This window comes from Paenibacillus thiaminolyticus (genome assembly GCF_007066085.1).
In the GTDB taxonomy this organism is placed as follows: Bacteria; Bacillota; Bacilli; order Paenibacillales; family Paenibacillaceae; genus Paenibacillus_B; species Paenibacillus_B thiaminolyticus.
On the sequence record NZ_CP041405.1, the window covers coordinates 1,323,497 to 1,335,877 of the forward strand.

A 12,381-nucleotide genomic window follows, 5' to 3' on the forward strand; every position below is an offset into this window, starting at 1 on the left:
ATTCCATTAAATAAAAGGACAGATTGATGCATTGCGATTCATCTCCCTGTACAATCAGACCGTAACGCTTCTTTTCTTTGATGCCGAATCGGCTCCCCTCCTTCACTGCACAAGCGTCTGTCGGATGCGCAACTTCTTCCTTATTTGTACGTAAAAGGGTCTGGAATAAGTTTTTAACAACTATCCAACACGCATGTTATCCCCTAAGAGAGAAGGAGTGTTCTTGATGAAACGCAACAAATCATGTAGTCTGAAACTTATCGCATTCAGTACGGTTCTGGCTTGGCAGCTACTATTTCCATTCGCTGCCGCAGAGGCCTCCGATGCAAGCCATGTGCTTGCTTTAACAGCCGATAAAGCCACGATGTCTCATAATGGACAAGAGGTTGTCGCCGATCAGCCCGTTGTCGAAAAGGACAACTTGGCGTATATTCCCCTGAAGAGCGTGGCGCTCCTCTACGGATTCTCGGTAACCTATGATGCCGATACCAAGGAAACGGCAGCCAGCAAAGAAGACATGACGCTCCGGTTCAAAGCAGGCGCGAAAACAATTGATGTCAACGGAACGGCAGTGGAATCGGCAGGAGATATTTTCAGCCAGAAGGGCAGCCTAATGATACCGCTTCGCACTTGGGCCAACATTATGGAGAGCGATCTGAAGGTGTCCGGCTCGGAATATATGCTTTCCTGGACAGAGGCCATCGCCGAGCCCTCCCCTCCCGTCGCCAAGTTCACAACGGACAAAACTGTCTACCGAATGGGCGAAAATATTGTGTATGAGGATATGAGCGAGGACGAGCATAGCGAGATCGTGAAGCGGACCTGGACAGGCAAAGCGCCCGCCTTCTTCGAACCCGGAGAGCATGAAGTTACGCTTCGGGTCGAGAACGAACATGGAAAGAGCGATATGATCACTCATAAGATAACCGTTACCAATGATTCCCTATATACCCCGTACGAGCACGGGATGCTCTACGCTGAGCCCGGAAGCAAATTTCCGGTTGACCGCAACGACGTCCTTGTCTATGAACCGGTCATTTATACGACAACGACAAGTCCAATGACCTTCGTCCGCAGCAATAGTCCGGAGCATCTGTATGGGGAGGAAGGCATCGGTTACCGGGATACGCTCTCGGGAAGCTTCCGGATTAACATCCACAATCAGAATCGTTCGCAGCAAGATATTTCCGTATACTTGCTGGCGACGAATCATGGCACCACCGATGCCAATGTCACGCTCAACGCATTCGGAATGGGCGGCCCGACCAAATATGTGTCCACCAGCGGCAAAACCGCCGTATCACGGTTCCTGGACTCACTCGCTAAGTCCGAACCGGCCCGGACGATGAAGGTGCCGGCCGGCGAGTCGGTCGTTGTCCTGCCAGAGATCAGCAAATCTCCGATGAAGGGCGGCTTGACCATGACATCCTATTCCGAAATTCATACGGATCAAGAACTTGAATTCTCGGTTGTCATCCTCAATCCGGAGAAGGATCCGATCGAAGCGCTGCCGGAGCTTCCCGTGCTGGAGCGGGACGGCAAACATGTGCGCGGAACGTTCCCTGAAGGTAACCGCACGTTCCACGTCAATCAAGTGCTCGGCGCCAAGCCGCAGCGGATGATTATCGGGGACAATGATCTCGATACATTCGTGACAGGTTCCGATAGCGTCACCGGCCTTGAGGAGGTCAATATCGGGAACACCGGGGTGCTCTATGATATAGAGCTGCAGGTTGCCCCGCACACCCTTGTCGGGCTGAATGCGCGCGGCGGACATTATGCAGGCGCCTTCCTCGTGAACGGCAAAGTCGTAAATATGTTGGACGGAAGCATACTTATCAATCCGGAAGAAGCCGGGGTTCTCCACCGGACAGGAGATCAAGAGGAGACGGTCCATCTGACCTTCGTGCTGGCCTCGGGAAGCAATCTTCCGATCCATATGTTGTTCTTGCCGATACCGGAAGCAAAAGAATAGGGTTGCGTTCTCGTTCAGTTACGCGCATCCTATATAGAGTATAAAGAGAATATATGATTCGGTTGATTGGCGCGCTCAAGACGCTGCCGGGCGGAATGCCCGGGGCGTCTTGAAGCATGTCCCGCTGCTGTCATGCTGGCGGGCCATGGGCCACATCACATAACCGTACCTACACTGCAAAGGAGTCAGTCTGATGCCGAAAGAGACCATTCTATTGGTAGATGATGAAAAAGAAATTATTGAGCTTATGGAAATCTATTTAAAAAACGAAGGGTATGAGCTGCTAAAGGCGCCGAACGGACTGGTCGCGCTCGACTTGCTGCAGAACCATAAGGTCGATCTGATTATATTGGATGTCATGATGCCGAAGATGGACGGAATTCAGGCCTGCATGAAAATACGGGAGCAGAACAACACACCGATTATTATGCTCTCGGCCAAGAGCCAGGATATCGATAAAATTGCAGGCCTCAGTATCGGAGCGGACGATTACGTTACCAAGCCGTTCAATCCGCTTGTCCTCATTGCCCGCGTCAAGTCCCAGCTCCGCCGTTACAAGCAGTTCAATACGGCGCGCCCGGCGGACGAGAATGAGATCCAGATCGATGATCTCGTCATTAATTTTGCCACTCACTCGGTGACTGTGGATGATATGCCCGTGAAGCTGACTCCGCGGGAGTTCGCAATCCTGAAGCTGCTTGCCGTGAATCAGGGAATTGTATTGAGCATGGAGAAGATATATCAAGAGGTATGGAACGAACCGTTCATGGAATCCAAAAACACCGTCATGGTCCATATTCGTAAAATTCGCGAGAAAATCGAAAAAGACAGTCAAAATCCGAAATTTATTAAGACCGTATGGGGCATTGGCTACAAGATGGAGTCCCTGTAAAACGGGATGCGATAGGAGTGTCATGAATGGGAAAACCGAAAAGCGCCAACCTCATCCGCACCGTCCGCTGGAAGTTCCTGCTCGTGTTCCTGGGGAGCGTGAGCCTGACCGCATTCATCATGCTGCTTGGCCGCTTGCTGGCCTCGTACTTGCTGTTAGAGCCTCCTTACAACGAACCGCTCATCTGGGCGGTGAACAACATCGGCTCTAAACCGATCATGATCGTGACGGGTATTGGAACGTTTCTACTGTTTTATTTTTTGTTCAGCCGTCCCCTCATTCGTTATTTGAACGAGATAGAATACGGGCTTCAGGAGATTGCCAAGGGACAATTCGATTATGCCATCCCAGTTAAATCGTCGGATGAAATTGGATCGATTGCCTCTCGGATTAACGTGTTGTCCGAAGAGTTGAACAGCTATTTGCAAGAGATTACCTACGGACTGCAAGAGATCGCCAAGGGGCAATTCGAGCACGTCATTCCAGTGAAGCCTGCCAACGATCTCGGCCTGGTCGCCGAGAGCATCAATCATATGAGCGCCCAGCTATATCACTCGATACAGGAGGAGCGCAATGCCGAGAAAACGAAGAACGATCTAATTACGGGCGTTTCCCATGACCTGCGTACCCCGCTGACGTCGATTCTCGGCTTCCTGGAGCTAATCGAAAATGACCGGTACCACGATGAAGTCGAATTGCGGTATTATGTTAATATTGCATATGAGAAAGCATTAAGCTTAAAATATTTGATCGATGACCTATTCGAATTCACGCGCATCAACAACGGACTTCCTCTCGAATTGACCGAGCTGGACATGACCAGCTTCATCCGGCAGCTGGCGGAGGAATTCGTGCCGAGTCTGGAGAATTCCGGCATGATGTGCCGAATCAATGCCCCATCCGAGCCACTGTACATCATGGCGGATGGAGACCGTCTTGTCCGATCGTATGAAAATCTCATCTCTAATGCGATCCAATACGGCAAGGCTGGGAAATATGTCGATATTGAGCTCGGCAAAGAAGAGGATCAGATTTATGTGAAGATAACCAATTACGGCGATCCGATATCGGAGAGGGATCTGCCATATATATTCGACCGCTTCTATCGGGCGGAGCAGTCCCGGTCCAAGGAGACCGGCGGGACCGGCTTGGGACTGGCCATTACGAAGAGCATTATTGAGGTTCACGGCGGGAAAATCTCGGTGACGAGCGATCGCAACAAGACGACATTTACGACTCGCTTCCCATGCGCCTGACCCGCCGGCGCCTTCCTCATCGTTTGCTAAGAAAATAATAAGGATTTCTGATCCGTTTTCGTAAGATACATATTCTATACTCGTTGATAGGGCATGTTCCGCAGGAGCTGATTGGAGGCCTGCTTGAGCATCTTCTTATAGATATTTCGCATGGGAGGTATGACATCATGGCAACCGGACGTGAAAAGCTGTCCGAGGTGCAGCTTGTGCGCGCGATGGCGATCATTGGCGTACTATCCGTTCACTCGACGTCATTTGCGACGCTGCAGATGAAGGAGTCTAATTTTTACTGGATGTACAGCTTCATGAATATATTTATGAAGATTGGCACACCGACATTTTTATTTCTGAGCAGCTTCGTGCTATTCTACAATTACTTTTCGAGGCCTTTGGATTCCAAGCTCATCGGCAATTTCTACAAAAAACGGCTAAAGTACATTATCATTCCGTATTGTTTATTTTCGGTCTTTTACTTCGTCATGTTGCATTTTACTCATTACCGGGACCGCGCCCTGGACGAGACGCTCATCAAATTTTTCACCCAGCTGGCTACGGGCAAGGCGTATACGCATCTATACTTCGTCTTCATCAGCATCCAATTCTATCTGCTGTTCCCGATTTGCCTGTGGCTCTTCAAGCGGAAGCCGGCCATCGCCAAATGGAGCATTCCACTCGGACTGGCTATTCAGTGGGGCTTCATCCTGCTTAATAAATACGCGCTTCAGGTGCCGAACAAAGGGAGCTGGTCGCTCGCGTATATGTCCTACTTCATGCTGGGCGCCTTCCTGGGCATCTACTATCCGAAGCTGAAGAGCTGGCTCATCATCAGCCGGGACAATGCGACTGCGCCGCGTGTCATGTCCTGGATCGCCTTGTGGACAGTGGGATTATGCGCCGGACTCGGTCATGTGTACATCTGGCATACGACACGGCTGTATGGCGCCAACTACAACTCGCTCTTATATGAATTGCTGTGGAATGTACACACCTATACCTTCGCGATTATGGCGTTTCAGATCGCATTTCTGCTTCGCCGTCACGCTTGGCCGTGGCTCGTTAACGGAATGCATCGGCTTGGGGAAATCTCATTCGGCATTTATTTGGTTCATCCGTTCTTTTTGTTCGTCTATCGTAATTTCCCGCCGCATACGTCGAAATCGCCGCTCTTGCATATGTGGTATGCCGGCGGATTCTTGTCGGCTCTTATCTTGTCCTGGATTACGGTCTCGCTGACAGTGCGTTTCGTGCCTCAGTCGTGGCTTATCTTCGGGAGCACGCCACCACGGAAGAAGAGCAAGCCTGCACAGGGCGTGGCCGCGAGCGGCTAACCCTGAATACTCCGTCCCGATCTGATGCGGGGCGGAGTTTTTTTGGCTTCCTTATTAAGGAATTCTTAAGTAAGATGGTAATTGTTTCGCGTTCGATAAGCGTTTGTTAAGATTTGCCTTACAAGAACATTAAGATCCTCCATCTACAATCTCATTATGAGATGAACGAAGGAGGATTTTTTAATGAAAGCCCGCTTATTATACCCTGTAAAAATCGCATTTGCACTTCTATCTTTATTCGTGATGCTGCAAGGCTGCGGCTTGAACCGAAGCGTAAAGGAGGTTGCATTCATTATAAATGGACAACAGTTGGAGAAGCCCGTCTCTGTTGTCATTGATGATGGAACTCTGATGGTCCGGGCATCCTCCGATCAGATCTGGAAGGAATTAGGCATGTCAATTGTTGAATATGCCCCGCCAGAATCGTCTTCTGTCTACTATTCGGACCAGGTTGCCGTATTGATGTACCATCAGCTCGTCGACCAACCGGATAAGACTAAGCCGCACTTGCTGCCCGTCGACCAATTCGAGCAGCAGATGAAGCTGCTTAAGGAACGGGGATTTCACGTCATCAGCATGGATGAATATGTTGACTTTATGACGGGAGGCGCCGCCATTCCGGATAATGCCGTGCTGCTTACCTTCGATGACGGCTATGAGACGTTCTATACGCACGCCTTTCCCATTTTGCAGAAATTCGGCTACACCGCCACGAACTTCGTCATTGTCGCCAGCATAGACAACCAGACGGGCAAGCCGAAGCTGTCCTGGGATCAAATGCGGGAAATGAAACAGGCCGGCATGAGCTTCTATAGCCATACATACAACTCCCATCGCCAGGGCCCAATCAATGCCACAGGCAAGGAGAAACCGATGCTGAGCCGCCATCTATACTTGAAGGACCAGGATCGAATCGAGACCGATGAGGAATATATCGGCCGCATTACCGGCGACCTGGCCACCGCCGAGAAGCGGCTCCGGGAAGAGCTGGGGAACACGCGCAGTATCGTCGCGTTCCCGTACGGAGCTTATAACCAAGATGTGCTCCGTGTTCTCGACACGCTGAATATTGAGCTCTCCTTCACTATCAAACCGGGAATGACCGGCCGGGAAGACCGCAACGCCTTCCGTTTCAATGCGGGAACGATCAAGCAGACGCCAGAGGAGCTGATCAAGCTGCTTAGCGAAGGCGGGTATACGAAGAAGAAGAAGGATAACGAGGTTCGTGTCCGGATCAACGGCAAAAATGTCAACTTTACAAAAAAGCAGCCGATACGGGAGGAGGGGGATATACTGATCCCGCTGCGCGAGCTGTGCAAAATGTATAGTATCGAAATCAACTGGAACAACTCGCAAAATACCGTTGCATTGAAAACCACCCCCGTGGCGGAGGATTCCCCTGCGGATCCCGGCAGTGATGGCGTCTCTTCCCCATGACGTGTTCATTCGTCCCAACCTGCCTTTTCGACCGCAGGCTTCACGCACGAATTCAAGTACGAACCAAAATAGCGCTGCCGCATACACCGTGGAGCGCTATTGGCCTATATTTTATGAACCACACTATGAAAAGCTTGAAACATCTCTCTATATTTCCCGAAATCCCAGCTCTTAAAGAACTCGGTGCCAGACTCCAGACCGGAATTGAATAACGCCATGCTCTGCTCCAACGTGAGATCGAAATCAGTCGTGCCGATGCCAAGCGTCGGAATTTTGATGGTCCGGTACTGATTATGCTTCTCGATATACCGCTGATCATGAGCGGACATCATCGTGCCGAAAATCGCTTGCAGCATCGACAGCAGGCCGGAGATCCGGTGCGGCTGGTTCTCGCTCTTCCCTACCATCTGGAATCCGATCGTCGGAATACAGTTTTTCCCCCCGCCCGCCGCGTCCTCATCGAACAGCCATAGCGGAAAATTGCTCAGCAAGCCTCCATCGACGATATAGGAGAACTGCTTATTGAAGGGCTTGCTCTTGCGCATGGCCGATTGGAAGGACTGACGGATGATAACGGGATCAAAAAAATACGGGATACTGGTGCTCATCCGCACGGCCCGGCTTACGAGAAACCGGTTCGGATCGATCCCGTACTGCTTAATATCGTCGGGAAGCACGAGCAGCCGGCCATTGGAAATATCCGAAGCGATAATGCGCAGCCGGCCGGGCTTGATGTCCCCGAAGCTCCGAACCCCTTTTTCCAGCAGCCGCTGATGGATCCAGTATTCGAGCCGTTCTCCGGAATACAGACCTTTTTTCAGCAGCATCCGCATGGCCGGCCCAATCCATTTGACTTGAAAAATCGGAGCGCTATGCAAAAAGGAGGAGAATGGCATCTCCATCATGAGATGGCGCATCTCTTCCGCCGAGTAGCCTGCAGCGATGAGCGCGGCCACGACGGCACCCGAAGAAGTTCCGGCTACGCGATGAAAGGAAAATCCGTAGTTCTCGGCGGCCTGCACCGCTCCGGACAACGAAATGCCTTTGACGCCGCCGCCTTCAAAAACAGCATTTATTTTCATAGAGGGAATACCCCCTTCCGGCGCATACGGGATCGTATTACTGTTATGTATGCGCGGTAGGGGGCGGTTATGATGGGTTATATAATGGCGGTATTCTTATTGCTCATAATACTGCTTCAGCCGCGCAGCCACATCCTTCGTGTTGTTCAGTAAATCCTTCGCGCTGAAGAAAATGCTGCCGGCCACGCTGTCATACTGCTTGTTGTAGTCCAGTTGGCGGATAAGCACATCGGCGCTGAACCAGTCCTTCTCCTTCGCGTCCGCGAGCTTGTAAGCGGCATGCCCGATATACAGATCGACGCCGGTTCCTGCCGTCTCCTTCACCCACCAGTCGACCAGCGTCTTGTAGTCTGCTGCCGAGTGGCCGATATGCCAATAAATTTGCGGCGCGATGTAATCAATCCAGCCGTGCTTAATCCAGGTGCGCGTATCGGCGTACAGGTCATCATAGGTGTTCACGCCGGCCTTCGTATTCGAACCTGTCGGATCAAGACTCGCATTGCGCCATACCCCGAACGGGCTGACCCCGAAGCGGATATTCGCCTTGCTCGCCTTAATTTCTCCATTCAATTGCTCAATGAACTGATTGACATTGTTGCGGCGCCAGTCGCCTTTGTTGTTGAATACTTTGTTGTACGCTTTGTAGGAAGCATCGTCACGGAAAGGCTCGGAAGCCTGTCCGTACGGATAGAAATAATCATCCAGATGGACTCCGTCGATATCGTATCCGTTCACGACTTCCATAATCGTATCGACAATGAACTGGCGCGCTTCCGGCACGCCCGGATCATACATCAGCTTGCCGCCATGCTTGACGACCCAATCCGGATGCTGCTTCGCCGGATGATCGGCGGCCAGCTTCGCGATGTCTCCCTGCACACTGATCCGGAACGGATTGAACCAGGCATGGAACTCCATTCCCCGGCGGTGGGTCTCTTCGATCATATAAGCGAGCGGATCATAGCCGGGGTCCTGCCCCTGCTTGCCCGTCAGCCATTCCGACCACGGAAGAAGCTTCGAAGGGAAGAAGGCGTCCGATGTCGGTCTCACCTGCACGAAGACCGCGTTTAAGCCCATGCCTTGCAGCTTGTCCAGCATCTCGGAATATTGCTTCTTCTGCTGCTCCGGGTTGGCCCCTTTACGGGGATCGGCCGGCCAGTCAATGTTATATACCGTGGAAATCCAAGTGCCTCTTAAGCCCTCGGTATGTATTTCTTCTTCCGCTCCTGCATGGCCTTGCGAGCCTGTATTGCCATTTGATCCGGTATTGCCTTGAGAGCCTGACTCGCCCGTTAACAGGTTCACCCTGCGATCCTGCTGATTCCAATTGACGGTTAGGCCCGTGTTCTCCCCGATGAACCGCAGCGGCACCATCGTCCGGCTATCCCGCATTTGCGCTCCGGCGTCCAGCGCCACCTTCTCTCCATTGACGAGCGCCGTCTCGCTGCCGATTGTGAGCTGGATGACGGTGTCATCCTTGCGGAACTCCACCTCCTGCTTGCTCTTGTCCCAGCCTACCGTCGCACCGACCGCTTCCCCGACGGCCCGGAACGGAAGCATTGTTACGTTCTTCCCCGGCACCAGGTAAGGCGCCACGTCCGTGACAAGCCTCTTCTGATCGAAATAAATGGTAATGTCGTCCGCCGCTGCCTTCGCAGGCGCCGCCAATCCGGCCCCGAGCAGCAGCGCCGCCATCGTTCCCGACAGGAGGCGTCTCCAGATTGTCATGAATCCTCTCTCTCCCTTGCATCTGATATTTCAGACTTGATCATTTATTCAAGCCCTACACTATTAGACGCACAAAACAAAACATCTGTTTCTCTCGAAACAGATGTTTTTACGAAGATTCGTTCTCTAATTCGCCGCGTACGCCGACAAGATCCCTGATGCGCTCGGGGTCACGCTTGAAATATTCGACAAGCGCTTCGATGCACGTAATGGAATCCCAGCTCAAGTGATGCTCGATTCCTTCCACATCCGTGTAGATGTTCTCATGCTGCACGCCGATCATCTCCAGGAATTCCTCGAGCAGATGGTGGCGATCTACAAGCCGTTTGCCGATTTTTTTGCCCTTGCTCGTCAGCACGAGCCCGCGGTATTTCTCATAGATCAGATATTGATCCTTATCCAGCTTCTGAATCATCTTCGTGACGGAAGATGGATGTACCTCCAGCCCTTCCGCAATATCCGATACACGGGCGTACCCTTTCTCATCAATCAACTTATAAATGCGTTCCAAATAATCTTCCATGCTTGGCGTAGGCATCAAGCGTCCCTCATTTCATTCACGATCGCTAACAATATCCATAAGATAGTGTACCATGTTCATGTAAGCAAGTTCAACCATACCAGGGAAATACGGCTTTTTCCAAGCGGTTCTGCCTGAAAATGACGCATACTAACCGGGGAGGATTGCTTGCAAGGATTATACTGTCCAGTGCAGGCAGGAACCGACTATAAAGGAGGGACAGGCGAGTAATGGCGTCACAATCCGTAACACGGCAGGACAAGCGGCGGGAGACGACGCTGTTCGTCCCCGATCTCGTCTATTTCGAGCCGGGGGCGCTTGCATATCCGAAGGGGCAGCAGATTATGGGTTGGGTCCAGTCCCAGGGGATAGAATACCGGATGACGACCTCGCATAACCGGATTCTGGACTTGCCGGGGGCTACCGATACGGAGAAATACCGAATTGCGAAGCGTACGCTCGTCGTCGGCGTCCGCAAAACATTGACCTTCGATCAATCAAAGCCTTCCGCCGAATACGCGATTCCGATCGGAACCGGGTGCATCGGCCACTGCCATTATTGCTATCTGCAGACGACGCTTGGCGCCAAGCCCTATATCCGGGTATATGTCAACACGGATGACATCTGGGCGGCAGCTATGCGCTACATCGAGGAACGGAAGCCGGAGATAACGCGCTTCGAAGCGTCCTGTACCTCAGATCCGCTGAGCATCGAGCATATTACCGGCAGCCTGTCCGAACTGATCGAGCGGATGGCCGATCAGCCCTTCGGCAAGCTTCGCTTCGTCACGAAGTACCATCACGTCGGTCCGCTTCTCCCCCTCCGCCACGGCGGACGAACCGATGTCCGCTTCAGCATTAACAGCGATTATGTCATTCGCCACTTCGAGCCGGCCACCTCGCGCTTCGAGGAGCGGATCGAGGCGGCCCGGCGCATCGCCGAAGCCGGCTATCCGCTTGGCTTCATTATCGCGCCGATAATGTGGCACGACGGCTGGGAGGATGAGTACGAGAAGCTGATTATGACGTTGGCCGGCGCCTTACCGCGGGAAGCAAGCGAGCGAATCACGTTCGAGTTGATCCAGCACCGCTTCACGAAGACAGCCAAGGCCATCATCGAAAAGCGGTACCCGAAGAGCAAGCTGGAGATGAATATCGCGGAACGCAAATATAAGTGGGGCCGCTGGGGGCAAGGGAAATATGTCTATCCGGATGAGCGGGCCAACCGGTTGAAGGAATTCATCACCGGGCGAATCGGCGAATACTTCCCTGCTTCCCGTGTTCTCTATTTCACGTAGCCGGAGTCCAGGCGGGGATAACAATGAACCGGGCATGCCTGTCTCGCTGTGGAGAAAACATGCCCGGTTCTCTGATGAGCAGCATCGAGTCCCATTTCCATGAGAAGTTGCCGCTCCTATGTAAGCCGCTTCAGCCATTCCGGCGTAATCTGCTGCAGCCAAATATTGATCTGGTTCAAATGATCCGTAAACAGCAGCACGCCCATAATGATCATCACCGCGCCGCCGAACTTCATCATGGCGTTCGAATAGCGGAGCAGCCAGCGCGTCGATCCGATGAAGAACGAGAGAATGAAAAACGGCAGCCCGAACCCGATACAATAGGCGGTCGTCATCACGATGCCAAGGCTCGGCTGAGAAGCCGATAAGGTGAAGATTGCGCCGAGAATCGGCCCCACGCAGGGGGACCATCCGGCCGAGAAGCCCATCCCGAACAAAAACGATCCGAGGTAGCCTCCCTTGCGCGACACATCGAACTTCCATTCCTTCATTAGCATCTGCGGGCGGAATACGCCCATAATGACCAGACCCATCGCAATAATGATAATCGCCGACACTTGACGGACCGTATCCCGATATTCCGCCAGGAATGATCCGAGGAAGGTCGCGCTTAACCCCAGCGTATAAAATACGACGCTGACCCCAAGAATGAAAAACAGTGTATGCGTCATCGTCTTCCAACGAACGACACGCTTATTGCGTTCTTCTTTCAATTGATTAACGGACATGCCCGTAATAATTGAAAGGAATGTGGGATACAACGGCAAGCAGCACGGGGAAATAAATGATATGACTCCCGCCCAAAAGGCAACCCAGACCGTTACATCCGACATGTTGACCGCCTCCTCCCTAGTTCATACACCGG

10 protein-coding genes are annotated in these 12,381 nt (G+C 52.2%); 6 read left to right on the forward strand and 4 right to left on the reverse strand.

What is annotated here, in order from left to right; translation table 11 throughout:
• The first annotated feature begins 226 nt into the window (after positions 1 to 226).
• The 5 genes from FLT43_RS06040 to FLT43_RS06060 all read left to right on the forward strand — a co-directional run bounded on the left by FLT43_RS06040 (position 227) and on the right by FLT43_RS06060 (position 6,888).
• Positions 227 to 1,975, forward strand: a complete 1,749-nt coding sequence (locus FLT43_RS06040; RefSeq protein ID WP_087442560.1) for a stalk domain-containing protein — start codon at positions 227 to 229, stop codon at positions 1,973 to 1,975.
• A 193-nt stretch (positions 1,976 to 2,168) separates the two neighbouring features.
• Positions 2,169 to 2,867 carry a response regulator transcription factor gene (locus FLT43_RS06045; protein ID WP_087442559.1) on the forward strand — a complete coding sequence of 233 codons (699 nt, stop codon included), beginning with the start codon at positions 2,169 to 2,171 and terminating at the stop codon, positions 2,865 to 2,867.
• A gap of 26 nt (positions 2,868 to 2,893) precedes the next feature.
• Complete coding sequence (locus tag FLT43_RS06050) at positions 2,894 to 4,123, forward strand: sensor histidine kinase (RefSeq protein WP_087442558.1); 1,230 nt, start codon at positions 2,894 to 2,896, stop codon at positions 4,121 to 4,123.
• A 167-nt stretch (positions 4,124 to 4,290) separates the two neighbouring features.
• The gene (locus tag FLT43_RS06055) at positions 4,291 to 5,451 is read left to right on the forward strand and encodes an acyltransferase (protein ID WP_087442557.1); all 1,161 of its coding nucleotides are present in this window, start codon (positions 4,291 to 4,293) and stop codon (positions 5,449 to 5,451) included.
• A gap of 183 nt (positions 5,452 to 5,634) precedes the next feature.
• Positions 5,635 to 6,888, forward strand: coding sequence for a polysaccharide deacetylase family protein (locus tag FLT43_RS06060; RefSeq protein ID WP_087442556.1), 1,254 nt, complete (start codon positions 5,635 to 5,637; stop codon positions 6,886 to 6,888).
• A 104-nt stretch (positions 6,889 to 6,992) separates the two neighbouring features.
• Here FLT43_RS06060 and FLT43_RS06065 read toward each other — a convergent pair whose 3' ends face one another.
• The 3 genes from FLT43_RS06065 to mntR form a co-directional block, all read right to left on the reverse strand.
• Positions 6,993 to 7,970 (reverse strand): patatin-like phospholipase family protein, encoded by a 978-nt coding sequence (locus tag FLT43_RS06065; protein ID WP_087442555.1) that lies wholly within the window; start codon positions 7,968 to 7,970, stop codon positions 6,993 to 6,995.
• Positions 7,971 to 8,066: 96 nt separating this feature from the next.
• Positions 8,067 to 9,698: a family 10 glycosylhydrolase gene (locus FLT43_RS06070; RefSeq protein ID WP_087442554.1), complete on the reverse strand. Its 1,632-nt coding sequence runs from the start codon at positions 9,696 to 9,698 to the stop codon at positions 8,067 to 8,069.
• Positions 9,699 to 9,807: 109 nt separating this feature from the next.
• Positions 9,808 to 10,236 (reverse strand): transcriptional regulator MntR, encoded by a 429-nt coding sequence (gene mntR / locus FLT43_RS06075; RefSeq protein ID WP_087442553.1) that lies wholly within the window; start codon positions 10,234 to 10,236, stop codon positions 9,808 to 9,810.
• 212 nt (positions 10,237 to 10,448) lie between these two features.
• Between mntR and splB the strand changes: the two genes are divergently transcribed.
• The gene (gene splB, locus FLT43_RS06080; protein WP_087442552.1) at positions 10,449 to 11,516 is read left to right on the forward strand and encodes a spore photoproduct lyase; all 1,068 of its coding nucleotides are present in this window, start codon (positions 10,449 to 10,451) and stop codon (positions 11,514 to 11,516) included.
• 116 nt (positions 11,517 to 11,632) lie between these two features.
• On the opposite strand, the gene FLT43_RS06085 is transcribed toward splB, so the two are convergent.
• The gene (locus FLT43_RS06085; protein WP_087442551.1) at positions 11,633 to 12,349 is read right to left on the reverse strand and encodes a cytochrome c biogenesis CcdA family protein; all 717 of its coding nucleotides are present in this window, start codon (positions 12,347 to 12,349) and stop codon (positions 11,633 to 11,635) included.
• Positions 12,350 to 12,381: the final 32 nt, after the last annotated feature.

Coding starts and splice junctions, on each gene's coding strand:
- FLT43_RS06040 (WP_087442560.1), top strand. CDS start 227: ATGAAACGCAACAAATCATGTAGTCTGAAACTTATCGCATTCAGTACG.
- FLT43_RS06045 (WP_087442559.1), top strand. CDS start 2,169: ATGCCGAAAGAGACCATTCTATTGGTAGATGATGAAAAAGAAATTATT.
- FLT43_RS06050 (WP_087442558.1), top strand. CDS start 2,894: ATGGGAAAACCGAAAAGCGCCAACCTCATCCGCACCGTCCGCTGGAAG.
- FLT43_RS06055 (WP_087442557.1), top strand. CDS start 4,291: ATGGCAACCGGACGTGAAAAGCTGTCCGAGGTGCAGCTTGTGCGCGCG.
- FLT43_RS06060 (WP_087442556.1), top strand. CDS start 5,635: ATGAAAGCCCGCTTATTATACCCTGTAAAAATCGCATTTGCACTTCTA.
- FLT43_RS06065 (WP_087442555.1), bottom strand. CDS start 7,970: ATGAAAATAAATGCTGTTTTTGAAGGCGGCGGCGTCAAAGGCATTTCG.
- FLT43_RS06070 (WP_087442554.1), bottom strand. CDS start 9,698: ATGACAATCTGGAGACGCCTCCTGTCGGGAACGATGGCGGCGCTGCTG.
- mntR (WP_087442553.1), bottom strand. CDS start 10,236: ATGCCTACGCCAAGCATGGAAGATTATTTGGAACGCATTTATAAGTTG.
- splB (WP_087442552.1), top strand. CDS start 10,449: ATGGCGTCACAATCCGTAACACGGCAGGACAAGCGGCGGGAGACGACG.
- FLT43_RS06085 (WP_087442551.1), bottom strand. CDS start 12,349: ATGTCGGATGTAACGGTCTGGGTTGCCTTTTGGGCGGGAGTCATATCA.